The sequence below is a fragment of the Halocalculus aciditolerans genome (assembly GCF_014647475.1).
GTDB lineage: Archaea > Halobacteriota > Halobacteria > Halobacteriales > Halobacteriaceae > Halocalculus > Halocalculus aciditolerans.
Map to the genome: position 1 here is coordinate 1,176,041 of NZ_BMPG01000001.1, position 23,055 is coordinate 1,199,095.

18 protein-coding genes are annotated in these 23,055 nt (G+C 70.7%); 11 read left to right on the forward strand and 7 right to left on the reverse strand.

The window, feature by feature from the left end; all coding sequences use genetic code 11:
• The first annotated feature begins 99 nt into the window (after positions 1–99).
• From gatE to IEY26_RS06220, 5 genes are all read left to right on the forward strand, one after another.
• Complete coding sequence (gene gatE, locus IEY26_RS06200) at positions 100–1,974, forward strand: Glu-tRNA(Gln) amidotransferase subunit GatE (RefSeq protein ID WP_188976900.1); 1,875 nt, start codon at positions 100–102, stop codon at positions 1,972–1,974.
• A gap of 228 nt (positions 1,975–2,202) precedes the next feature.
• Positions 2,203–3,462 (forward strand): PGF-CTERM sorting domain-containing protein, encoded by a 1,260-nt coding sequence (locus IEY26_RS06205; protein WP_188976910.1) that lies wholly within the window; start codon positions 2,203–2,205, stop codon positions 3,460–3,462.
• A 12-nt stretch (positions 3,463–3,474) separates the two neighbouring features.
• On the forward strand, positions 3,475–4,623 hold the full coding sequence (locus IEY26_RS06210) for an extracellular solute-binding protein (protein WP_188976912.1): 1,149 nt from the start codon (positions 3,475–3,477) through the stop codon (positions 4,621–4,623).
• A complete protein-coding gene (locus IEY26_RS06215) occupies positions 4,624–6,231 on the forward strand; it encodes an ABC transporter permease (protein ID WP_188976915.1) in 1,608 nt (535 codons plus the stop codon).
• Between the two features lie 6 nt (positions 6,232–6,237).
• Positions 6,238–7,308: an ABC transporter ATP-binding protein gene (locus tag IEY26_RS06220; RefSeq protein ID WP_188976917.1), complete on the forward strand. Its 1,071-nt coding sequence runs from the start codon at positions 6,238–6,240 to the stop codon at positions 7,306–7,308.
• Positions 7,309–7,311: 3 nt separating this feature from the next.
• Here the strand turns inward: IEY26_RS06220 and IEY26_RS06225 are convergent, their stop codons facing one another.
• Entirely contained in the window at positions 7,312–7,800 is a 489-nt protein-coding gene (locus IEY26_RS06225) for an Lrp/AsnC family transcriptional regulator (protein ID WP_188976919.1), read from the reverse strand.
• A 201-nt stretch (positions 7,801–8,001) separates the two neighbouring features.
• Between IEY26_RS06225 and IEY26_RS06230 the strand changes: the two genes are divergently transcribed.
• Together IEY26_RS06230 and IEY26_RS06235 are read left to right on the forward strand one after the other, a co-directional pair.
• Positions 8,002–8,973 carry a DMT family transporter gene (locus IEY26_RS06230; protein ID WP_188976920.1) on the forward strand — a complete coding sequence of 324 codons (972 nt, stop codon included), beginning with the start codon at positions 8,002–8,004 and terminating at the stop codon, positions 8,971–8,973.
• A 39-nt stretch (positions 8,974–9,012) separates the two neighbouring features.
• Entirely contained in the window at positions 9,013–9,471 is a 459-nt protein-coding gene (locus IEY26_RS06235) for a MaoC family dehydratase (protein WP_188976921.1), read from the forward strand.
• A gap of 50 nt (positions 9,472–9,521) precedes the next feature.
• On the opposite strand, the gene IEY26_RS06240 is transcribed toward IEY26_RS06235, so the two are convergent.
• Entirely contained in the window at positions 9,522–10,256 is a 735-nt protein-coding gene (locus tag IEY26_RS06240) for an RNA methyltransferase (protein WP_229773943.1), read from the reverse strand.
• Positions 10,257–10,374: 118 nt separating this feature from the next.
• On the opposite strand from IEY26_RS06240, the gene IEY26_RS06245 reads away from it, so the two are divergent.
• Together IEY26_RS06245 and IEY26_RS06250 are read left to right on the forward strand one after the other, a co-directional pair.
• Positions 10,375–11,505, forward strand: coding sequence for a dihydropteroate synthase (locus IEY26_RS06245; protein ID WP_188976923.1), 1,131 nt, complete (start codon positions 10,375–10,377; stop codon positions 11,503–11,505).
• Between the two features lie 142 nt (positions 11,506–11,647).
• On the forward strand, positions 11,648–12,328 hold the full coding sequence (locus tag IEY26_RS06250) for a 6-hydroxymethylpterin diphosphokinase MptE-like protein (protein WP_188977136.1): 681 nt from the start codon (positions 11,648–11,650) through the stop codon (positions 12,326–12,328).
• 74 nt (positions 12,329–12,402) lie between these two features.
• Here IEY26_RS06250 and IEY26_RS06255 read toward each other — a convergent pair whose 3' ends face one another.
• Positions 12,403–14,217, reverse strand: coding sequence for a glycosyltransferase family 2 protein (locus IEY26_RS06255; RefSeq protein ID WP_188976924.1), 1,815 nt, complete (start codon positions 14,215–14,217; stop codon positions 12,403–12,405).
• Between the two features lie 128 nt (positions 14,218–14,345).
• On the opposite strand from IEY26_RS06255, the gene IEY26_RS06260 reads away from it, so the two are divergent.
• The gene (locus IEY26_RS06260) at positions 14,346–14,927 is read left to right on the forward strand and encodes a metal-dependent hydrolase (RefSeq protein ID WP_188976925.1); all 582 of its coding nucleotides are present in this window, start codon (positions 14,346–14,348) and stop codon (positions 14,925–14,927) included.
• A 40-nt stretch (positions 14,928–14,967) separates the two neighbouring features.
• Here the strand turns inward: IEY26_RS06260 and glmM are convergent, their stop codons facing one another.
• From glmM to IEY26_RS06280, 4 genes are all read right to left on the reverse strand, one after another.
• Positions 14,968–16,317 carry a phosphoglucosamine mutase gene (glmM, locus tag IEY26_RS06265; RefSeq protein WP_188976926.1) on the reverse strand — a complete coding sequence of 450 codons (1,350 nt, stop codon included), beginning with the start codon at positions 16,315–16,317 and terminating at the stop codon, positions 14,968–14,970.
• 40 nt (positions 16,318–16,357) lie between these two features.
• Positions 16,358–17,491, reverse strand: a complete 1,134-nt coding sequence (locus IEY26_RS06270; RefSeq protein WP_188976927.1) for a GNAT family N-acetyltransferase — start codon at positions 17,489–17,491, stop codon at positions 16,358–16,360.
• A gap of 79 nt (positions 17,492–17,570) precedes the next feature.
• Entirely contained in the window at positions 17,571–19,277 is a 1,707-nt protein-coding gene (locus tag IEY26_RS06275; RefSeq protein ID WP_188976928.1) for an asparagine synthase-related protein, read from the reverse strand.
• Between the two features lie 37 nt (positions 19,278–19,314).
• A complete protein-coding gene (locus IEY26_RS06280; protein ID WP_188976930.1) occupies positions 19,315–21,021 on the reverse strand; it encodes an asparagine synthase-related protein in 1,707 nt (568 codons plus the stop codon).
• 102 nt (positions 21,022–21,123) lie between these two features.
• Between IEY26_RS06280 and IEY26_RS06285 the strand changes: the two genes are divergently transcribed.
• Positions 21,124–23,049 (forward strand): glycosyltransferase family protein, encoded by a 1,926-nt coding sequence (locus tag IEY26_RS06285; RefSeq protein ID WP_188976932.1) that lies wholly within the window; start codon positions 21,124–21,126, stop codon positions 23,047–23,049.
• Positions 23,050–23,055 lie beyond the last annotated feature (6 nt).

The window sequence follows — 23,055 nt, forward strand, 5'->3', positions numbered from 1 at the left end:
CGACGATTGGTGGACGGGTCCGGGGAGGGAAAGCAGGGACACGGCAGGGTGCGGCGCGGACTGGACGCTTTTTTACCCCTCGCACGCACACGTCCGCGTATGACTGAGGACGAACTCGACTACGAGGAGTTGGGGCTCGTGGCGGGCTTGGAGATCCACCAGCAGCTCGACACGGCGTCGAAGCTCTTCTGTAACTGTCCGACCGACCTCCGCGAGCCGGAGGAGGCCGAGCGCTCGTTCACGCGGTATCTCCATCCGACGAAGTCGGAGCTCGGCGAGATCGACGAGGCCGCTCTCGAAGAGTCGCAGGTGGAGCGGGAGTTCGAGTACCTCGCGTACGATTCGACGTGTCTGGTGGAGGAGGACGACGAGCCGCCGCACGAACTCGACGGGGAGGCCCTCGACGTCGCCTTAGAGGTCGCACAGCTCCTCGACATGGACGCCGTCGACCAGGCGCACGTGATGCGGAAGGTCGTCATCGACGGGTCGAACACGTCGGGCTTCCAGCGCTCCGCGCTCGTCGCGCAGGGCGGCGAGGTCGAGACGAGCGAGGGACCGGTGGGCGTCGAGGACATGATGCTGGAGGAGGAGTCGGCGCAGCGCGTCGAGGAGACGGAGGCGGGTGCGAAGTTCTCGCTCGACCGGCTGGGAATCCCGCTCGTGGAGATCGGGACGGAGCCGGACATCCGGAGCCCCGAGCAGGCGCGTGAGGCGGCGGAGACGATCGGGATGCTCCTGCGGTCGACGGGGCAGGTGAAGCGGGGGCTGGGGACGATTCGGCAGGACGTGAACGTCTCCATCGCGGAGGGAGCGCGCGTCGAGGTGAAGGGCGTGCAGTCGCTCGACGACATCGAGGACCTCGTGCGCTTCGAGGTGCAGCGCCAGAAACGCCTGCTCGACATCCGCGAGGAGCTCCGCGAGCGGGACGCGGCCGTCGGCGACGTCGAGAACGTCACGGACGTCTTCGAGGGGACGGAGTCCTCGGTGGTGCGGAGCGCGCTCGACGCGGACGGCCGCGTCTACGCCGTCCCGCTCCCCGGGTTCGACGGCCTCGTCGGGAGAGAGCTTCAGCCGGACCGCCGGCTGGGGACGGAGTTCTCGGACCACGCGAAGCGCCACGGGGCGGGCGGGCTGTTCCACACGGACGAACTCCCGGCGTACGGTGTCACCGAGGACGAGGTCGCCGACCTGAAAGAGGCCGTCGGGGCAGGCGACGACGACGCAGTTCTCATGGTCGCGGCCGAGGTGGGCGTGGCGAAGCCCGCGGTGGAGGCGGCGGCTGACCGCGCGCGCACGGCGCTGGAGGGCGTGCCGGAGGAGACGCGGGGCGCGACGCCGGAGGCGACGACGGAGTACCTCCGACCGCTCCCGGGGGCGGCGCGGATGTACCCCGAGACGGACGTCTTCCCCGTCGAGCCCGACCCCTCGGAGGTCGACGTTCCCGAGCTCCTCACGGAGAAAGTGGAGCGGTACACCGAGGAGTACGGGCTGAACGAGGACGTGGCGGAGCAGGTCGCGTTCGGGCGGCGGTGGCGGCTGTTCGAGGACGCCGTCGAGTCCGGCGTGGACGCGAACCTCGCGGCGCGCACGCTGGAGTCGACGGTGACGAGCCTCCGCCGCGACGGCGTGCCCGTCGAACACCTCGGGCGCGAGCACTTCGAGGGCGTGTTCGACCTCGTGCTCGCGGACGAGTTAACACAAGAAGGCGTCCCGGAGCTTCTCGCGGCGCTCGCCGAATCCCCCGGGAAGGGGCCCGCCGAACTCGCGGACGAGCTCGGCCTCGGCTCCGCCGGCGAGGACGAAGTGCGGGAAGCCATCGCGGAGGTCGTCGAGCGGAACGCCGAGCAAGTCGAGGAAGAGGGGATGGGCGCGTTCTCCGGGCTGATGGGCGAGTGCATGGGCGCGCTCCGCGGGAAGGCCGACGGCGAGCTCGTCTCGGCCGTGCTCCGCGAGGAGATTCAGAAGCGCTCGTAGGTGGACCCGAGGCTCGTCGCGCTGGGGAGTGCGGCGCTCGCCGCCGTCGGCGTCGCCGTCTACGCTGCGGCCGTCGTGTCGTAACCTTCGTCCTCTCTGGCTGTTCATCGCCAAGCTTTTAGGCCGGCCTAATAGACGAATACGCATTGGAGAGCGGCTAGAACGAGTGATTCCTTCGGCGAACCCGAAACCGTCATTGTTTTAGGCCAGCCTAAAAATTGAGTGGGTATGGTTGACCGACCACCCGTCCTTCGAACACTTACCGCACTCACACTCGCTCTCTGCCTCGTCGTCCCGACCGGCGTCGCCGCGACGACCGGGCCGGCGGCGACTGGCGCGCCTGTCACCTACGACGCCGACGCGTCCGCCGAGGGCGACGTCCAGTTCGCCCGCACCGTCGAGGAGATGAAGGGCCACCTCGAGATGTCGCTGCGCGCGAAACGCGCCGGCGAGACCGAGACCGCCGCGATGCACGCCCACCACCCCGTCGAGGAGTACTGGGACGTCGTCGGCCCCCAGATCCGCGAGGCGAACGCGACGCTCGCCGACCGCGTCCACACCGAACTCGAGGCCGCCGACGACCACGCGCGAAACGACTCTACCTCCGAGTACGCCGCGTACCTGAACGACACGCTCTTCCCGCTCCTCGACCGCGCGACGGCCGGCGTCGTCACCGCCGACGTCGAGAACGCGACGTTCAACGCGAAAGTCTCCGCCGCGCTCCTCGAACGCGCCACCCAGGAGTACGCCGAGGGCGTGAACGCCAACGGCACGGTGACGAACGACGAAGAGTACGCCGACGCGCGCGGCTTCGCCATCCGCGCGAACGCCCTCTACGAGACGCACGTCCGCGCGACGTTCTCCGAGCACGCCGCCGAGGAACTCGACGAACTCTTCGAACACCTCGACGCGCGCCTGAACGAGTCCGCACCCCCCGAGGACGTCGAGCAGGTCGTCTCCAGCATCCACGCCGAGTTCGCTGAGTACACCGGCTACGAGGCCGACTCGGACGCGAGTGAGACACAGGTCGAACACACCGTCGACGAGATCAACGAACACCTCGAGGAAGCCGTCGAGGCCTACGACGCCGGGAACACCTCGAAGGCGAAGAGCATCGTCCGGCAGACCTACCTCTCCTACTTCGAGAGCCTCGAGGGCGGCCTCATCGAGAAACGCCCCGACCTCGTCGAAGAACTCGAGAAGGACTTCAACGAGGACCTCCCCGGTCTCATGGACGAGAACGCCTCCACGAGTGAGGTCCGAGCCGAAGTCACCCAGATGAACGAGAAACTCGAAACCGTCGAGAACGTCCTCTCGACGGAGAGCGGGACGACGATCACGCTCGAAGACGAATCCACGACAACGACGGCCGCGACGACGGCGGCGACGGAACGCGAGACGACGCAGACCCGCTCGCCCGGCTTCGGCGTCGCCGTCGGCCTCGTCGCGCTGCTCGGCGCGGCGCTCGTCGCGCTCCGCCGCAAATAACGCTGATACGCCATGATCCAGAACCGACAGACACGACCGACGACGCGCCGCGCGTTCCTCGCCACCGGCGTCGCCGGCACCGCGGCGGCCCTCGCCGGCTGCTCGGGCTCCGGCAGCGGCGGAACGACGACCGGGCCGATGTTCGAAGGCGGGAACGAGACCAGCGGCGACGGCGGCGCGCCGTCCGTCGCCGACCTCCCCGACCTCGAGGGCGACCTCACCGTGTACCTCGGCCGCGGCGAGGGCGGCGTCTACGGCCAGCTCGTCGACTACCTCCAGGACACCCGCTACGAGAACTTCTCCGTGACGCTGAAGCGCGGCCCGTCGACGGGACTCGCGAACACGATTCTCACGGAGGCGGAGAACGGCGGGTCGCCCGCCGACGTCTTCTGGTCCATCGACGCCGCCTCGCTCGCGCTCGTCGCGGACGCGGGCCTCGCCGCGGCGCTCCCCGCCGACGTCGCCGGCGTCGTCCCCGGGAAGTTCCGCGACCCCCGGGACCGCTGGGTCGGCCTCACGGGCCGCGCTCGCGCCATCCCCTACAACACCGACGTGCTCTCTGCGTCGGACGTCCCGAAGAGCGTCTTCGACATCCCCGGGAGCGAGGCGTTCCGGGACGCGCTCGGCTGGGCTCCCTCCTACGGCTCCTTCCAGGCGTTCGTCACGGCGATGCGCGTCCTTGAAGGCGAGGACCGGACGCGGGCGTGGCTGAACGCGATACAGGACACCGGCGTCCAGTCGTACGCGGGCGAGTTCGGCGTGACGTACGGCGTCGCGAACAGTGAGGTCGCCGCCGGATTCGCGAACCACTACTACGCCCTCCGCCTGCTGCAGGCGAAGCCCGACGCGCCCCTCGACCTCGCGTTCACGGAGAACGACCCGGGCGCGCTCGTGAACGTCGCCGGCGCGCTCGTCCTCGACTCCACGCCGAAGCCGTCGCTCGCCGCGAACTTCGTCCGCCACTTCCTCACGCGGGAGATCCAGCAGTACCTCGTGGAGCACGTCTACTCCTACCCGCTCGCGCCCGGCGTCGCACCGCCGGACGGCGGAAGCATTACGCTGCCGTCGCTCGACGACCTCCATCCGCCCGACCTCGACCTCGCGACGCTCGCCAACGTCCAAGAGACGGCCGCGCTCCTCCGGGACACCGGCGTCCTCTAGATGACGGGCGACGACTCTACCGGATTCGCGGGGCGCGTTCTCGGCGACCGCCCGCCGTTCGTCCTCCTCGCGGCGTCGGCCGTCGTCGCGCTCGCAGTGCTCTCTCCGATCGGCTGGCTCGTCGTCAGCGCGCTCGACGTCCCGACGCCGCGCGCGCTCGCGCTCCTGACGAGCGCGTCGACGACGTCCGTCCTGCTGAACAGCGTCGCGCTCGTCGCCGCCGTCACCGCCGGGTCGGTCGCGCTCGGCGTCCCGCTCGCGGTGCTGACGGCGCGCACCGACCTGCCCGGCCGGCGGTTCTGGACGGTCGTCCTCGCGCTCCCGCTCGTCGTTCCGAGCTATCTCGGCGCGTTCGCGTACACGGCGGCGTTCGGGCCGAACGGCCAGCTCGCCGACGCGCTCGCGCCGCTCGGCGTCGACACCGTTCCCTCCGTCTACGGCTTTGCGGGGGCGGCGTTCGTTCTCACGCTCTACGTCTACCCCTACGTGTTTCTCTCGACGCGCGCGACCCTGCTCTCCATCGACACCTCGCTCGTCGAGGCGGCGCGCACGCTCGGCGACGCCCCGCTCGCCGCGTTCCGCCGCGTCACCCTCCCCCAGATCGCGCCCGGTATCACGGCGGGCGCGCTCCTCGTCGCGCTCTACGCGCTCTCCGACTTCGGAACGCCCGCCATCATGCACGTCGACGTCTTCACGCGCGTCATCTACGTGGAGTACTCCTACTCGCGGGACACCGCCGCCCTGCTCTCCGTCCAACTCCTCTTCGTGACGGCAATCATCCTCTCCCTCGAGTCGCGGGTGTCCGCCGGGCAGCGCTCCGGGTACGCGAGCAGTCGGGTTCGCGCGACCCGGCGCGTCCGCCTCGGCTGGTGGACCGCGCCCGCCCTCCTCCTCTGTGCGGGCGTCGTCGCGCTCTCGCTCGCCGTCCCCGTCGGCGTCTTCATCCACTGGCTCTTCCAGTCCAGCCTCGCCGGCGTGAACACGGGGTACGGCTTCTCGTGGGCGTACGCCGCGAACTCCGTCTACGCGGCCGCGCTCACCGCGGGCGTCGCCGTGCTCGCCGCGCTCCCCGTCGGCTACCTCTCCGGGCGCTACGACTCCCGGCTCGGCAGGCTCGTAGAGCGCGCGACCTACGCTGGGTACGCCGTCCCCGGCATCGTCATCGCGCTCGCGCTCGTCTACGTCGGCGTCGTCTACGTCCGCGGCCTCTACCAGACGCTCCCGCTCCTCGTGTTCGCGTACGTCGTCCGCTTCCTCCCGCAGGCGGTCGGGACGACCCGGTCGAGCGTCGTCCAGGTCGACCAGCGCCTCGTCGAAGCGGCGCGCACGCTCGGCGACGCCCCGCTCGCCGCGTTCCGCCGCGTCACCCTCCCACTCGTCCTCCCCGGCGTCTCCGCGGGCGCGGCGCTCGTCTTCCTCACGACGATGAAGGAACTCCCCGCAACGCTCCTCCTCCAGCCCGGGAACTTCGAGACGCTCGTGACGTACATCTGGAGCGCTCGGGAGTCGGGATTCTACGGGCGCGTCGCCGTCCCCGCGCTCGTCCTCATCGGCGTGTCCGCGCTCTCGATGCTCGTCATTCTCGCGCGCGAACGCCTCAGCGACTGACCACGCATGACCGACACCACCACACTCCGACTCGACGGCATCACGAAGGACTATGGGACCGAGACCGCAGTCGAAGGCGTCTCACTCGACGTCCGCGAGGGCGAACTCTTCACGCTCCTCGGCCCCTCGGGCTGCGGGAAGACGACGACGCTCCGGCTGCTCGCCGGCCTCGAAGCGCCCACCGAAGGGACGGTGACGATTGCGGGACGAGTGGTCGCGGGCGACGGCGGGTTCGTCCCGCCGGACGAGCGGAACGTCGGCCTCGTCTTCCAGGACTTCGCGCTCTTCACGCACCTCACGGTCGGAGAGAACGTCGCCTACGGCATCCCGGACGCGACCGACGATGAGCGGGCGGCGCGCGTCGCGGAACTCCTCGACCTCGTCGACCTCGACGGGTTCGAAGACCGCGACCCGAGCGAGCTCTCCGGCGGCCAACAGCAGCGCGTCGCGCTCGCCCGCGCGCTCGCCCCCGAGCCCGACGTCCTCCTCCTCGACGAACCGTTCTCCAGCCTCGACGTCAAACTCCGCGTGGAGATGCGCGAGGAGGTCCGCCGCATCCTCTCCGAGGCCGGCGTCACCGCCGTCTCCGTCACCCACGATCAGGAAGAAGCCCTCTCCATCTCCGACCGCATCGCCGTCATGCACGACGGCCACATCGAGCAGGTCGGCGAACCCGAAGCCGTCTTCGAACACCCCGAATCGCGCTTCGTCGCGTCCTTCCTCGGCCAGGCCGGCTTCCTCTCCGGGAACATCGGCGAGGACGAGGTCGTGACCGCCGTCGACTCGTTCGACCGCGGTCGCTTGACAGGAGAAACGGGCCAGTACGTCGGCGCGCTCGTCGACGTCCTCGTCCGCCCCGACGACGTCGCCGTCCGCCCCGTCGACGACGAGGTCGACGCCGACGGAACCATCGTCCGCCGCCAGTACACCGGCCCGTCCTTCATCTACCACGTCGAACTCGCGAACGGCGACCGCGTGCGCTGTCAGCACAACCACACGGAGAGCTACGACGTCGGCACAGCCGTCGACCTCGAACTCGTCGCCGACCACTCGCTCGCGTGGTATCCGCGGCGGTAATCCTCAGTCTTCGTCGACGAGTTCGTCGACGAGCGTCTCTTCCGAGTAGGTCTGGAGGGGGTGCGTGGTGTCTTTGCCGCGGGCGATGACGAACGTCGAGTTCGTGCGGTCGACGGCGTCGATGGCTTCGAAGTCCGTGATGAGGCGTTCGACGTCGTCGGAGTCGGGGAGGCGCGCGACGACGAGGAAGTCCGTCTCCCCCATCGTGAAGAACACCTGCGTCACGCCCTCGACGGCCTCGATGTCGTCGAGGACGCCGCGGTAGCTTCCGGAGTACTCAGTCAGGACTTCGAGGACGACGGTGACGCCGAGACCGACCTCGTCGAGGTCGATGTCGTAGACGTCGTTCTCGATGACGCCGTCCTCGCGGAGGTTGTTGAGCCGGTAGTGTATCGTGGAGAGCGGGATGTCGGTCGCTTCGTGGAGCGCGTCGGGGCTCCCGGTCTCCAAGTCCTCGATCGCCTTCAAGAGTCGTACGTCCCGCTCGTCCATACGCGACCGTCGGCCGGCGGCGACAATAACCCAGCGACCCCACCCGTGCCACGCCACACCACAGCAGATAGAGGAATCTTCAACCGAAACAGCACTCCGCGGGCTGAACACTGTTGAGTAGGTAGCCAAGTTGGAGTTTTATTCGAGTATTATTGTTAATGTTGTAGTGTAGTTTAAGACTGTGTGGCTACTGGTGGTGGTATGTTCGATTTACATCGCTCTCTCGGCCGGTCGACGCTGGCGCTGTTTGCGCTGCTCGCGGGCTTCTGGGGGACGTCGTTCGTCGCCATTCAGGAGGGACTGCACTACTTCCCGCCGTTCACGTTCGCGGGTATCCGCTACCTCGCCGCGGGCTTCATCATCCTCACGTACGCCGCGCTCACGGTCGACCGCTGGCTCCCCCGCGGCCGCGACGAGTGGCTCTCGATCACCGTCGCCGGCGTCCTCGTCTTCGCCGTCTACCACGGCCTCCTCTACCTCGGCGAGCAGTACGTGAGCGGCGCGGTCGCCGCCGTCGTCATCAGCCTCTCACCCGTCCTCACCGTCGTGTTCGCCGCGCTCGTCCTCGGCGAAGGCGACTTCGACGTTCGGACGCTCGCCGGGTTCGCGCTCGGCGTCGGCGGCGTCGTCGTGCTCTCCCAGCCCGACCTCTCGAACCTCGACGAGCGCTACCTCCTCGGCATCGGCCTCGTGCTCGCCGCCGGTGCGGCGTTCGCGCTCGGCGCGGTCCTCGAACGCCCGCTCCGAACCGACCTCCCGACGCGGGCGATGGAGGGGTGGGCGATGGTCGTCGGCAGCCTCGTCCTCCTCGGCGGCGGCGCGGCGACCGGCGAGTCGCTCGCCGCCATCTCGTGGACGACGACCGCCGTCGCCTCGCTCGTCTTCCTGACGCTCGGCTCCGGCGTTCTCGGCTTCCTCGCCTACTTCGAGCTGCTCGCGCGCGTCGGCCCCGTCGACCTCAACCTCGTCGGGTACGCCGAACCCGTCGTCGCCACCGTCGTCGCGTGGCTCCTCCTCGGCCAGGTCGTCTCCCCCGCCACGCTCGCCGGATTCGTCCTCGTCTTCACCGGGTTCGCGCTCGTGAAACGCGACGCCCTCGCGCGGAAAGTCCACGCGCTCCTCCCGGCCCGCGACCCCGGAACGGGGGGCGCGTACGCCGGCATGGACGACTGAGAGACACAGCTTTTTCTCCGCGGTCGCCGACGTACCGGTATGGCCGACCGCATCTACTACGAGGACCTGTCCGTCGGCGACGTCGAGTCCTTCGGGAGCTACGAAGTCACGGAAGCCGAGGTCGTCGAGTTCGCCGAGCGCTACGACCCGCAGTGGTTCCACACCGACCCCGAGGCCGCCGAAGAGTCCATCTACGGCGGGCTCATCGCGTCCGGCTGGCACACGGCGTCGATGACGATGCGCCTCCTCGTCGACGGCCACTTCACGAACGCCGCATCTCTCGGCGCGGCGGGCCTCGAAGAGCTCCGGTGGCCGAACCCCACCCGCCCCGGCGACGTCCTCACTGCGGAGATCGAAATTCTCGAGAAGCGCGTGAGCGAGAGCAACCCGGACCGCGGCATCGTCACCACGAAGACGACCACGACCAACGAGGAGGGGGAGACGAAACTGCAGATGGTCTCCGTCGTCTTCTACCAGCGCCGCGACGCCGGCGAGTAGCCGGCCCCGGCGAGAGAGAGGGAGAGAAAAACTGGCCGCGTGCGGCGTGCTTAGTTGTCGGTGGCGTCGTCGCCGAGGCGGTTCTCGGTGCGGCGGAGGATGCCGTGGAGGGTGGCGATTTCGCGGCCGGTCGGGTGGGCGCGGCCGAGGACGCGGCGGACGAGCCGCATCGTCTTCGCCTGTTTCTCCTCGGGGTAGTCGATGTCGTCGAGGAAGTCGTCGACGTGGTCGTAGTAGCGTTCGATTTCGGCCTCGGCGGCTCGCTCGCGTTCCTTCTCGGGGAGCTGGGTGTCGTCGCGGGCGAGCTCCTGGAGTTCGTAGAGCGCGATGGTGGCGGCCTGTCCGAGGTTCATCACGGGGTATTCGGCGCTCGCGGGGATGCTCGCCACCTGATCGAGGCGTTCGAGTTCCTCGTTGTGGAGGCCGACGGCTTCGCGGCCGAAGACGAGGCAGGTCGGCGCGTCGACCTCGCCGAGCGTCTCGCGGAGCTCTTCGGGTGTGGTGTACGGCCAGCGGGTGTGTTTCCGCGCGTCCTCGTTCGTGATGGCGGTGAAGCCGACGGTATGGAAATTCTCGACGAGGGAGTCGAAGTCGACTACCTCCGCGTCCGGGAGGACGTCCTCGCGGGCCTGCCCGGCGAATCCGTAGGCTTCTGAGTCCCGGGAGAGGTCGGGCGGGTCGGTGAGGTAGAGGTCGCGGAAGCCGAAGTTCTTCATTGCGCGGGCGATGGTGCCGACGTTCCCGGACGTCTTCGCGTCGACGACGGCGACGACGGGGCGGGTCACGCGGCCACCCCGGGGGTTGCGGTCATGCGAGCGGGTTAGGTGCGGAGGGAGAAAAGCGCCGCGTCGTGGGAGTCGCCGGGAACGGGGCGTTTTTGTGGCGTGCGCGGAGAGGACGGGTATGCAGAGTGTGGACGCGGCGGGCTTGCGCATCGGGGACGATGCGCCGCCGCGCATCATGGGCGTCCTGAACGTCTCGAAGGAGTCTCCCTACTCGCCGAGCGTCTTCGACGACCCCGTCGAGGCGGCGGCGTACGTCGACGACGAACTCGTCGGGCAGGGCGCGGACATCGTGGACGTCGGTCTGGAGTCCGCAAACAAGCGGTTCGACGTTCTCTCGGCCGAGCAGGAGCTCGACCGGCTGGACACGGCGGTGGAGACCATCGAGCGCGTGGAGGGGGACGCGGTGTTCAGTATCGAGACGCGGTACGCCGAGGTGGCGGACGAGGCGCTGAGCCGGGGGTTCGATATGGTGAACGACATCTGCGGGTTCGCGGACCCCGCGATGCCCGAAGTCTGTGAGTCTCACGACGCGGCGGTCGTGAAGATGGCGAGCCCGCCCGACTTAGAGCGGCCGGGCGCTGTCGAGGACGTCGACGACATCTACGACGCGCTCGCGCTGAACGGCTTCACCGACAAAACGATCCTCGACCCGGCGTTCGGCGGGTGGTCGGAGGAGAAGACGCTCGCGGACGACCGGGAGACCTTCGAGCGGCTGCGCGAGTTCCGCGGGTACGGCCGCCCGATTCTCGTCTCGATTAACCGGAAGAACTTCCTGCGAGACGTCGCTGGGCGGAGCACGGAAGACGCGCTCCCGGTGTCGCTCGCGGCGACGTCGATGGCGGTGGAGCGCGGCGCGCACATCGTGCGGACGCACGACGTGGCGGAGACGCGGGACGCGGCGCTCGTCGGGCGGGCGTTCACCGAAGACCGCGTTCGCACGCCGAACGTGGAGGAGCTGGACGCGCGAACGTCCCGTGAAGTCGAGCGGCACCTCGACGGCGCGGGCGCGGACGCGGCGGCGGTGGACGCGGAGCGCGCGGTGGCGCGCGCCGTCGCGGTGCGCGGCCTCAGCGAGGAGAACCGTCAGACGCTCGTGGGCCTCGCGTCGGACACAGACGTCCTCGCGGCCGGACGCGACCCGCTCGTGCTCGGCGGCACGCTCGCCGCCCTCCGGGCGCTCGGGAACGCGGTCGGACCCCGTCGAGACGGGCTCGAACCGGTGTCTGACGCCCTCTCCCGCCTCGAATAGTAAGGAGAAGACTTATGCCGAAAGCGAAGGTATCGCCCCTTGGAGGCCGAACCGCCGCTCGGGTAGGGGTACACGACGCGGCGGCTCGGCTCGAACCATGCGGTTCTTTCGGCGTCCCACACCGACCAGCGAAGCGTACACGATGAACTTCGCCGAGTGGGAGCCGGTCTACGAGCGGATTCTCGACGATTTCGGATTCCCCCGCGCCGCCGACGAGCGCGCCCGCGACGTCCTCGCCGAGTACGTCGAACCGTTCGACATCGACCGCCTCGACGTAACTGGAGAGACGGTCGCAATCGCCGGCGGCGCACCTTGTCTCGCCGAGGAGGCCGACCTCGCGCTCGCCCGTGACGCTGACTGCGTGTTCGCGGCGTCGACCGCCGTCGACGTCCTCCGCGACGCCGGCATCGCCGCGGACGCCATGGTCACCGACCTCGACAAGAACCCGGAGACCGCCCGCGACCTCACACAGGCGGGCATTCCGGTCGTCGCGCACGCCCACGGCGACAATATTCCTGCTGTTCGCGACGTCGTTCCGACCTTCGACGCCGACCACGTGCTCGGGACGACGCAGGCCGAACCCAGAGGCGAGATACGGAATTTCGGGGGGTTCACGGACGGCGACCGCGCCGCCTTCCTCGCCGACCACTGCGGCGCAGACGCGCTCGTCTTCCCCGGCTGGGACTTCGACGACTCCCGTGTCGATGCGATGAAGGCGCGGAAGCTCGCGTGGGCGGCACGCCTCCTCCGCTGGCTCGAGACCCGGCGCGGCGAGCGGTTCGCGGTCCTCGACGGCCGCCGCGACCGACTCGACGTGCCCTAACCCGGAAGAGTGCGTTTCGTCTGTTCGACGCGAACGGAGAACGGGCTCGACGCGGGTCGTTCGCCTCGAACGCGCTAGTCCTGCGGGCGGAAGTAGGGGTGGGTGTTGATGGTGTGGATGAGGACGGCGGTGAAGAGGAGGAGGACGCCGACGATGCTGAAGAGGACGGTCGTGATAGCGAGCGGGGCGGAGAGGACGTCCGTGGTGAGGAAGCGTTCGAGGGAGAACACGCCGACGAGCGCGCCGGCGAGGACGCTCATCATCCCGGGGAGGCCGACGAGCACCATCGGGTGGGTGTGCTCGACGACGCCGACGATGTTCTTCACGAGGCCGAAGCCGTGTTGGAACGCGCCTTCGCTGCTCGTGTTCTCGAGGTCGTAGCGAATCGAGGTGGCGACTTCGGCGAACGTGAAGCGCTCGCGGTCGGTGTGGTAGAGGATGTCCGTGCTCGCCCACATCCCGTTCCCGACGTTGCGGGCGGCGGCGAGCGACTGGACGGCGGCGAGCGTGTAGGCCCGATAGCCGCTCTGCGTGTCGCGTATCCAGTCCTCGGGGAGGAATCGACCCATGCTGAGGTTCGTGAGGAGGTTCACGACGCCGAGGCCGACCGAGCGGACGAACGGGACGCGGGCGTCCGCCGCCATGTAGCGGTTCCCGATGACGACGTCGGCGTGCGTGCGCTCCTGTTCGGCGACGAGCGTCGAGATGTCCGCGGGGTCGTGTTGGCCGTCGGCGTCGAGCGTCACCGTGTAGTCCGGGCCGCGTTTCGCGGCTTCGCGGAAGATGGTCTTCAGCGCGCCGCCGTACCCCTTGTTGCGCGCGTGCTCCACGACGACCGCGCCCGCGTCGCTCGCCACCGCGGCGGTGTCGTCCGGGCTGCCGTCGTCCACGACGAGCACGAGGTCGGCGTACCGGCGCGCCTCCCGGACGACGTCGCCGATGCTCTCGGCCGCCCGATAGGCGGGGATGGCGGCGAGGACGCGCGGGTGGTCGAGCGGCCGCGCGACGTCCTCCGGGACCGCGTAGACCTCCCAGCCGGCGTTCGCGAACGCGTCGAGCGTCCGGTCGTAATCGATGCGCGGGCACGACACGGCCTGATAGATGACGCCGGGGTGGCCGGCGGCGCGCGCCGCCGCCGACAGCGCGTCCTCGCGGCCTTCGACGCCGACGTCGCCGTCCGCCGGGACGCCGACGACGTGCGCGCCGAGCTGCTCGGCGAACCGCGCGACCTCGGTCGCGTCGTCGAGCGGCGTGACGTACACCTCGAACCCGCGGTCGCGAGCGTGGAGAATCGTCCGGTAGACGGCGTCCTCGTGCTCGCGCGTCGCGACGACGCCGACCGCGGGGCGGCCCGTCGCCGGCCGCGACTCCGGCCGGCGGACGCGCTCTGCGGTCCAGCTCTCCACGACGAACCCCGGGACGGCCTCCGCGTCGGTGACCAGCGGGTGGTCGCTCGCGGCGACGAGCGCGAGCGCGACGCGGCCGCCGTCCGCGGACCGCCAGTGTACCGTCGGGTCGAGGGCGACGCCCGAATGCGACGGTGTGACGGAGAGGAGGTCCGGCGGCGGGAGCTCGTCCGCCGACACCGGCCCCGGCGCGTCCGCGTCGAGGAAGTAGTGGGCAACGACCTCCTCGCCGGGCGCGAGCGCGACGACGCCTTCAAGCGCGCCGCCGACCAGTCGACCCGTCTCGGTCGCCGCCGTCGTCTCGACGTACCGGCCGCTCGGCACGCGATGCGCGAACCGCGCGACCACCGGCTCGTCCGCCTGCGACGACAGCGTCAAGCGGATCGCCCGCCGCTCGACGCCCGCCGTCACGACCGACGCGGACAGGGAGACGTCAGCGTCGCTCGTCACCCCGACACCCTCGTCCCCTGCGTTCTTGCTCACTGTCGGTCCCTCGTAGAACTGCTCGGCGATAGACCCGCCGAGACGTTATAGGTTCCCCCTCCCGGGCGTCCCGTCGCCCGGAGAACGCTCTCCACCTCGTTAAGTACCCGGCGGGTCTCTGGGGGCGTATGTGGCCCTGGGAGCACCTCGGAATCGGGTACGTCGCCTACCTCCTCGTCCGCCCGCGAGCGTGGTGGGAGGCCGACCGCATCACCCTCGGGGCGCTCGTCCTCGGCACGCAGCTCCCCGACCTCGTCGACAAGCCGCTCGCGTGGGTGTTCGCCGTCCTCCCGTCCGGGCGGTCGTTCGCCCACTCGCTCTTCTTCGCCGCCGCGCTCGCCGCCGTCGCCGTCTACGCCGGCCGGCGCTACCAGCGCCTCGACGCGTCGCTCGCGCTCGTCTTCGGCGACCTCACCCACCTCGCCCTCGACGCCTGGGAGCCCTACAGCCTCCACCAGTACCGCCAGCTCGGCTTCCTCTTCTGGCCGCTCACGCCCTCCCCCTACTACGACGAGCCGACGAACCTCATGCAGCTCATCCGGGACGCGATGAACGCCGACTTCGACCTCCGGTTCTTCGCGACAATCGCGTTCGCGTCCGTCCTCGTCGGCGTCTTCGCCTACCACGTCGGCTGGCGCGCGCCGCGCGCCGGCCGCGCTCGAAGCGAACGAGAAGAGCGGGACGCGCGTGAGGAACGGGAAGAACGATAGCAACGAAAAGAACGGACAACGAGGCGCGAGTAGCGAGGCGTTAGTCGGCGATGTCGGCGGCGTCGGCGGCGTCGGCGACGAGGGCTTCCGCGTCGGCGAAGACGTCGTCGGCGCGGGCTTCGTCGCGGGCTTCGGCGGTGACGCGGACGATGGGTTCGGTGCCGCTCGCGCGGACGAGGTACCAGGCGTCGCCGAGGTCGACGCGCACGCCGTCGAGCGTGTCCACGTCGTCGCCGCCGTCGAGCACGCGTTCTCTGATTCGCTCCATAGTCGCCGTTTTATCCGGGACCTCGTAGCTCCCGCGGCGAATCGGGTAGGGGTCGAGGGCGGCGACGCGCTCCGCGAGCGGCTCGTCCGCGACTAACGCCGCGAGTTTGGCGGCGGCGAGCGGGCCGTCCGGGCAGCGCGTCTCCCCGGGGAAAATCCACGCGCCCGAGGGTTCGCCGCCGAACACGACGTCGGGGTCGGCGGCGCGTTCCGCGACGTAGACGTCGCCGACGCGCGTGCGGACGAGATCCGCGCCGACGTCGTCGAGGGCGTCCGCGACCATGAGGCTCGTGTCGACGGGCGCGGCGACGCGGTCGCCGGCGTCGGCGATGCTCGCGGCGAAGATGGCGAGCAGGGCGTCGCCCGAGACGAAGTCGCCGTCGCCCGTGACCGCCATCATGCGGTCGGCGTCGCCGTCGTGCGCGATGCCGAGGTCGGCGTCCGAGGACGCGACGAGGTCGCAGAGCGACGCGCAGTTCTCGGCCGTCGGCTCCGACGGCCGCCCGGGGAACCGGCCGTCCGGCTGGGCGTTCAGCGTCTCGACGTCGCAGCCGAGTTCCGTGAGCGCGTCCACGCTCACGCCGCCCGCGCCGTTCCCGACGTCAACCACGACCGACGGCGCGTCCGCCGGGTCGACGTCGACGGCGTCCGTGATGGCGTCGCGGTGGCGGCGGCGCGCCTCCCCCCACTCGCGGCGGCGGCCCGCGTCGTCCCAGCCGGCGAGCGGGAACTCCTCGGCGACGAGGCGCTCCACGACGGCGTCCTGTTTCGGCGTGTCGAACGCCTGCCCGGACGGCTGCCAGAGCTTCAGCCCGTTGTACTCGGGCGGGTTGTGCGAGGCGGTGACGGAGACGCCGGCGTCGGCGTCCTGCCACGCGACGCTGCGCGCGACCGTCGGCGTCGCCGCGGGGCCGATGTCGACGACGTCGCCGCCGCATTCGGCGACGCCGGCGGCGAGCGCGTCCGCGAGGAAGCCGCCGCTCGCGCGCGGGTCGCGCCCGACGACGACCGTGTCCGCGTCCGCGGCGAGCGCGCGGCCGACGGCGAGCGCGAGGTCCGCCGTCACTGTCTCGCCGACCCGTCCGCGGATGCCGCTCGTCCCGAAGTACTCGCGTCGTTCCATACTCGACTCGTCGCGGGACGCTACCTAAAACGTTCGTCCGCTACTTATCGAGCGTCCAGAGCGCGTCGGCGGCCGCGGGGAGGTCGTCGCCGTCGAATCGCCCCCAGTGGAAGGCGTACGCGGTGAGCGTGAGGTCGGAGCCGGTGACGAGGGAGAGCGGCGGGCGGTCGTCGGGGAGGAAGCCGCGCGCTTCGAGGAGGCGCGCGGGGTAGACGGGGTTCCACGCGCGGAGGAACGCGGCGTCCCGGGAGTCGGCGACGACGCGGTCGAGGATGGCGGCGAGGCCGCGCGTCCAGCGGTCGCCGCCGGTGAGCGGCGCGGCGTGAATCAGCGAGACCGTCCGCGCGCCGCCGCGCTCCTCGACGCGCGTGAGCACCGCGGCGACGGGGTCCGGGTCGCCGCCGGCGTAGGCGAGGTAGGTCGCGTTCGGCCGCCACGTCGGCCCCGTGAACTGCCAGTCGTAGAAGGCTTCGTCGTAGATGGGGTGGAGGTGTGCGGGTCGCGCGCGGTCGGCGACGCCCGCGAGCACGCCGGGCGGAACGTCGTCGCGGCGCTCCACTCTGACGCCGCGCGGCGTTCCGGCGAGGCGACGGCGGAGGGCGGCGTAGCCGCGGGCGAGGAGGCGGGACGCGGGTCCGAGGGCGCGCGCCGCGGCGGGGCCGACCGCGTCGGCGAGGAACGGCGTCGGGTCGTTGGTCCGCCGGTAGGTCGTTCGCTCCGCGAGCTGTCGCCACCCCATCGCGAGCGCGCCGAGGCGCGCCGCCTCCGTCTGATAGCCGAAGACGAAGTCCGGACGCTCCGACTCGTCGACGCGCTCCTCGGCGTAGAACGACCAGACGGCCATCGAGAGCTGCGTGAACAGGCCTCTGCGTCGGTGGTCGGGGTGGACGACGAGGTCGCCGCCGAGCGCGCCGAGCCCGGTCGTCTCATCCTGACGCATCCGGTAGAGGAGCAGGCCGAACGCGGCGACGATGGCGTCGTCGTGTTCGGCGACGAGCGCCGGCACGTGGTCGACGTAGGGGTTCTCGACGTACTTCCAGCGGAACCAGGCGTCGGTTCCGTCGCCGCCCCACACCGCGCTGTGGAGCGCCGTTATCTCCGCGGCGTCGCTCGGCGTCGCTACCCGAATGCGGTAGGTCGTCCCGTCGTCCGCCGTGTAGGTCGTCACCTCCATGTTCTCGCTGCGTCGAATCGCGGTCGCCCGAGAGGACACCCGTTACCGCCTTGAAACTGTGCTTCTGCCCCGGCCCGTGTCAGCCGGTGTCGAGGGTGTCGGCGCGGAACGCGTCACCACGGAGGGCGTCGGCGTCGAGGGGGACGACACCGCGTTTCGGTGGGTCGCGAACGCGGCCCTCGACGTAGTCGGCGCGGCCGGCGGCGGCGAGCGTCTGGAACGAGTGGACGTCCTCTCGCCCCGTGTAGAGCGCGTCGAAGAGCGCCCGGGGGACGATACCCCACCAGCCGAGCGGGTGGTCATCGTAGTCGCCTCGCGAGCGTCTGAACCGCCAGTAGAGCGGCGCGAGCAGAGCGGCGAGCGGCGTGCCGGTGGCGCGGTCCGCGAGGCGTTCCACGATGGATTCGACGGACGACGGCGTCTCCGGAGCGGCCGCGAGCGCTCGCGCGTCGGAGAGCGGGACGTCGGCGGCTGCGGCGTATCGCCGGGTCGCGGCGGTCGCGTACGCGCGCTTCCCGCGTCGTTCCGCGAACGGGACGTCGCTCCAGGCGTCGACGAACTCGCGGTCCCAGAGCGGCAGCCACCAGTCGAGGTCGAAGCGGTCGTACTGGCGGACGTCCGCCACGAAGTACCGCGTGTGGTAGCTGTCCCACTTGGCGTGTTCGAGCGCCGCGAACGCCTCGGGGACGGTCGAAATCTCGGCGTCGGGGAGTCGCGCGCGGATGCCGTCGCGGAACCGCCGGTCGAACGCGTCGTGGTCGTATCGCCAGTGGGCGGCCGCCGCGACGACCGCGTCCACGACGTCGTCGCCGTCCGGGGTTTGCGCGTCGAGCTGGACCGGAACAGATTCGCTGGTGCCGGCGACGGTCTGCCCGGAGAGGCAGACGGCGTCGTCGTCGACGAGGCCGCGCTCGCGGAGCGCCGAGAGCGCCGGGAGCGACCCGTAGTTCGGGATGCTGTCCAGCGTTCCGTGCTCGGCGACGAACCGCGCGCGCTCGTCCGAGCAGTACCAGTCCCGCCACAGCTGGGTGGTGTACTCGACGTACTCCCAGGGGATGTCGAGGGAGTCCGCGACGCGTTTCGCGGCGACGACGTCTCGGTGCTCGGGCCGCCCGTAAGAGTAGGCGAGGACGTCGTGGCCGCGTTCGGCGAGGAGCGTCGCGACGAGTCGGGAGTCGTGCCCGCCGGAGAGCGCGACGACCGCCTGTCGGTCGCCCACCACCTCGGAGAGCCGGTCGCCCGCGCGGCCGAACGCGGCGTCGATCCGGTCGAGAACCCCGTCATCGCCCGCTCTCGCGTCCGTCCGCGGCCAGTATCGCGCGTACCGCGTCCGCGACACCTCCCCCGCGGCGAGTTCGACGGCCTCCCCCGGCCGCACGGTATATACCTCCTCATAGCGCGTCCGGCCGCCGAAGACGGTGCCGGTCACGAGGAGTTCGCGCAGGCCGTGTGCGTCCGTCGTCAGCTCCTCGAGTTCCTCTCGGACGGCTCGGGGGTCGTCGGTGACGACGCCGGCCTCGGGCGCGTACCAGAGCGGGATGGAGCGGACGTGGTCGACGCCCGCGAACGTCTTTTCACCGCTCTCCGCCACCACCGCGAAGAAGCCGTTCAGTTCGTCGAGTCGGTCGGCGAAGGCGTCGAGGGAGTCGACGCCCGCGACGTGCGCGGCGAGGTCACTGCCGGTGAGGTGGTCGCCGTCGCGGAACGCCCGCCCGCGGACGGCGACACCGTGCTCGCGTGTCCATTCCCGGGTCGAGCGGTTCATCGTGGTCGCGTTCGGCGTCATCGCGTCGGCGCGTTCGCGGGGCGTCCGTGTGGTCGGCTCACTCCGTCGCGTCCTCCGCGGGTTCGAGGTGGAGGACGCCGTTCTCCGGTGGGTCGCGCACCCAGCCCTCGACGTAGTCGGCGCGGCCGGCGGCGGCGAGCGTCTGGAAGGCGTGGATGTCCTCTCGGCCGGTGTAGAGCGCCTCGAAGACCTCGCGCGGGAGGACGCCCCAGGAGCCGAGCGGGTGGTTCTCGTAGTCGTCGCCGGAGCGCTGGAACCGCCAGTAGAGCGGCGCGAGCAGGGGCGCGAGCGGCGTTCCCTCGACGTGTCCCGCGCCCCACTCGACGACGGAGCCGACGCGGCTCTTCGAGGTCGGCTTCGCCGCCATGTCGACCGCCTCCTGCACGGAGATGCCGGCCGCGTCGGCGTACTTGCGCGCGCCGGCCTGCGTGTACTCGTGGCGTTCGCGGCGCGCGGCGAACGGGACGTCGCTCCAGGCGTCGACGAACTCGCGGTCCCAGAGCGGCAGCCACCAGTCGAGGTCGAAGCGGTCGTACTGGCGGACGTCCGCCACGAAGTAGCGGACGTAGCGGCCGTTCCACTTCGCGTGCTCGAACGCCGCGAACGCCTCGGGAACGGTCGAAATCTCGGGGTCGGGGAGTCGCGCGCGGACGCCGTCGCGGAACCGCTCGGCGAACGACGGGTCGTCGTGTTGCCAGCGGCGCTCGTAGGCGACGATGGCGTCCACGATGTCCTCGACGCCGGGGTTCGGCTTGTCTACGTGCGGCGGGACGCGCTCGCTGGTGCCGGCGACGGTCTGCCCGGAGAAGCAGACGGCGTCGCCGTCGACGAGGCCGCGCTCGCGGAGCGCAGAGAGCGCCGGGAGGAGCCCGTAGTTCGTGATGCTGTCCAGCGCGCCGTGCTCGGCGACGAACCGCGCGCGCTCGTCCGAGCAGTACCAGTCCCGCCACAGCTGGGTGGTGTACTCGACGTACTCCCAGGGGATGTCGAGGGAGTCCGCGACGCGCTTCGCGGTGACCACGTCCCGGTGGTCCGGCGGGCCGAAGGAGTAGGCGAGGACGTCGTGGCCGCGTTCGGCGAGGAGCGTCGCGACGAGTCGGGAGTCGTTCCCGCCGGAGAGCGCGACGACCGCCTGTCGGTCGCCCACTACCTCGGAGAGGCGGTCGCCCATGCGGTCGACGGCGTCGTCGAAGCGCGCGGACGCGTCGGCGTCGCCGACCGACTCGTCCGTCCGCGGATGGTACTCGAAGTACCGCCGCCGGGTCACGTCGCCGCCGTCGAGTTCGACGGCCTCCCCCGGCTGCACCGTGTAAATCCCGTCGTAGAGCGTGCGGCCGTCGAAGACGGAGCCGGTGACGAGGAGCTCGTTCTCGGCGTACTGGTCGTGGCCGGGGTTCCCGGCGCGCTCGCGGACGGCCTGGGGGTCGTCGGTGACGACGCCGGCTTCGGGCGCGTACCAGAGCGGGATGGAGCGGACGTGGTCGACGCCCGCGAACTGTTTCTCGTCGCTCTCGACGACGACGGCGAAGAAGCCGTTCAGTTCGTCGAGTCGGGCGGCGAAGGCGTCGAGGGAGTCGACGCCCGCGACGTGCGCGGCGAGGTCGCTCGCCGAGAGGAGGCTGCCGTCGCGGAACGCCCGCCCGCGGGCTCTCACGGTTCCGTCGCGCGCCCACCGCGTCGACGAGCGGTCCCTCGGCGTCGCGCCCGCCGTCGACGCGTCGTTCGCGTCCTCGATTCCGGTCATACCCGCCCGTACACTCGCCGCCGTGATATATCTACGCGGCCGGCGAGCGACGCACGCGGTACGCTTAACACCCGACCGGGAGTAGCTGCGAGCGATGACTCGATGGCTGCACGCGGCCGCGGAGCGTGCACCGTGACGCCGCCGACGCCCGACTGGCTGCGGTTCCCCGACACCGACCCCGAGGAGCCCGCGGAGCCGCCGGAAGGCGACGCGTCCCCGACGCCCGTCGTCGACGCCGACGACTGGTGGGGGCGCGACGCCCAGTTCTGGCTCGTCCTCCTCGCCGCGGTCGGCGTCGCCGCCGCCACCCTCCTCGCAGTTTCCACGCCGCCCGCCGCCGGGTTCGAGACCTCCCTCCCGCCGGCGTTCCCGCTCGCCTACTGGGTCGCCTTCTACGGCGTCCTCGCCGCCTGCGTCGCCGTCTACTTCCTCTCCGCCGCCGACGGCTCCGCCTACTGGAAGCACGCGCTCGCCCTCGTCCTCGCCGACTACGCCGTCTACTTCTTCCTCCCGCTCGTCCGCGGCTACCTCCTCTACGGCCGCGGCACCTCCGACATCCTCGTCCACATCGGCGACGTGAAGAACATCCTCGCCACCGGCTCCATCTGGTCCGGCTCCTGGTACCCCGTCCAGCACGTCTTCATCTCCGAACTCGTCCTCCTCGGCTTCCCGCTCCGCGGCGCGGAGTACGTCGTCGAATTCGCGTTCACCGCCGTCTTCGTCGCCTCCTTCGGCGCGCTCCTCCGCACGATGACCGACGGCCGGCGCGCCATCGCCTACGGCCTCGCGGCCGGCACGCCGCTCGTCTACACGATTTTCCAGACGACCATCATCCCCTCCTTCCTCTCCGTGATGCTCTTCCCCACGGTGCTTCTCGTCCTCGAACGCGTCCGCCGGAGCGACTCCCCCACCTACCTCCTCGTCCTCACCGTCTTCGCCGTCGGCATCGCGCTCACCCACCCGGTCACCGGCGGACTGCTCGCCGTGCTCGTCGTCGCGAGCACCGTCATCGGCGTAGTCTACTCGTGGCGCACCGGCGCGGCCGTCGAGCGGATCCCCGCGCGCCTCGCCCTCCTCGTCGTCCCCGTCGTCTACGCCTGGTACATCAACTTCCGTCAGACCGAGACGTCCATCCGCCAGATCGCGCTCGCGTGGGCGACCGGCGGCACGACGCCCGTCGAGGGCGCGGCCGGACAGGCGGCCGGCGCGGCGCTCACCCCGTTCGAACTCGTCGTGCGCTTCGTCCAGCTCTACGGCGTCATCTTCGTCTTCCTCGGGCTCGCCGGGCTCTTCGGCCTCTACGTCGCGTGGGAGTTGCTCCGCCACCGCCGCGGGCGCTACGCCGAGGTGTTCGCCACCGGTCAGTTCGGCGTCGGGTTCGCCGTCGCCGTCGGCTTCTTCACCGTCTACCTCATCGAGTTCGAGCCGACGCGCGTCTCCCGCTACCTCGTCGTGATGGCCGTCCTCCTCGTCGGCCTCCTGCTCGTCCGCACGACCGAGTGGCGGCCGCGCCGCCGCACCGTCGCGCAGGTCGTCCTCGCGCTCTCCCTCGTCTCCGCGACCGCGCTCGGCGCGAACGCCGCCTACACCTCCAACAAGCAGTTGACGCAGACCGAGTACGAGGGCGTCGCCTTCTCCCTCACCCACAAAGCCCCGGACGCGCCCGTCCGCACCGCCGCCGTCTCCCACAAGATCGAGTGGTACACCTACGGCGACGTCTCCGGCTCCATCTGGCCGCCGCGCGTCAGAACCGGCCTCCCAGACCGCCTCGGCTACACGAACCACACCTACGCGAACCAGACCTTCCCGCGGACGTACGTCGCCACCTTGGAGTACGACCGTCGGTTCTACACCGACCCCTACTTCACGCCCGCCCAGCAGGACGACCTCTTCATCTACGGCGAGGACGACTTAGAGACGATGCGGAACGACCCGACGGTCGCCCGCGTCTACGACAACGGCGCGTTCGAGACGTGGTACATCGCCGAGGGCCGCGCGAACACGACCGCGGCGAACGGGACGACGTGAGACGGA

Bases quoted from the DNA above. Each gene is read 5' to 3' on its own strand.
- IEY26_RS06205 (WP_188976910.1), top strand. From the start codon at position 2,203: ATGGTTGACCGACCACCCGTCCTTCGAACACTTACCGCACTCACACTC.
- gatE (WP_188976900.1), top strand. From the start codon at position 100: ATGACTGAGGACGAACTCGACTACGAGGAGTTGGGGCTCGTGGCGGGC.
- IEY26_RS06280 (WP_188976930.1), bottom strand. From the start codon at position 21,021: ATGACCGGAATCGAGGACGCGAACGACGCGTCGACGGCGGGCGCGACG.
- IEY26_RS06235 (WP_188976921.1), top strand. From the start codon at position 9,013: ATGGCCGACCGCATCTACTACGAGGACCTGTCCGTCGGCGACGTCGAG.
- IEY26_RS06260 (WP_188976925.1), top strand. From the start codon at position 14,346: ATGTGGCCCTGGGAGCACCTCGGAATCGGGTACGTCGCCTACCTCCTC.
- IEY26_RS06250 (WP_188977136.1), top strand. From the start codon at position 11,648: ATGAACTTCGCCGAGTGGGAGCCGGTCTACGAGCGGATTCTCGACGAT.
- IEY26_RS06220 (WP_188976917.1), top strand. From the start codon at position 6,238: ATGACCGACACCACCACACTCCGACTCGACGGCATCACGAAGGACTAT.
- IEY26_RS06245 (WP_188976923.1), top strand. From the start codon at position 10,375: ATGCAGAGTGTGGACGCGGCGGGCTTGCGCATCGGGGACGATGCGCCG.
- IEY26_RS06230 (WP_188976920.1), top strand. From the start codon at position 8,002: ATGTTCGATTTACATCGCTCTCTCGGCCGGTCGACGCTGGCGCTGTTT.
- IEY26_RS06225 (WP_188976919.1), bottom strand. From the start codon at position 7,800: ATGGACGAGCGGGACGTACGACTCTTGAAGGCGATCGAGGACTTGGAG.
- IEY26_RS06270 (WP_188976927.1), bottom strand. From the start codon at position 17,491: ATGGAGGTGACGACCTACACGGCGGACGACGGGACGACCTACCGCATT.
- IEY26_RS06275 (WP_188976928.1), bottom strand. From the start codon at position 19,277: ATGACGCCGAACGCGACCACGATGAACCGCTCGACCCGGGAATGGACA.
- IEY26_RS06285 (WP_188976932.1), top strand. From the start codon at position 21,124: ATGGCTGCACGCGGCCGCGGAGCGTGCACCGTGACGCCGCCGACGCCC.
- glmM (WP_188976926.1), bottom strand. From the start codon at position 16,317: ATGGAACGACGCGAGTACTTCGGGACGAGCGGCATCCGCGGACGGGTC.
- IEY26_RS06210 (WP_188976912.1), top strand. From the start codon at position 3,475: ATGATCCAGAACCGACAGACACGACCGACGACGCGCCGCGCGTTCCTC.
- IEY26_RS06215 (WP_188976915.1), top strand. From the start codon at position 4,624: ATGACGGGCGACGACTCTACCGGATTCGCGGGGCGCGTTCTCGGCGAC.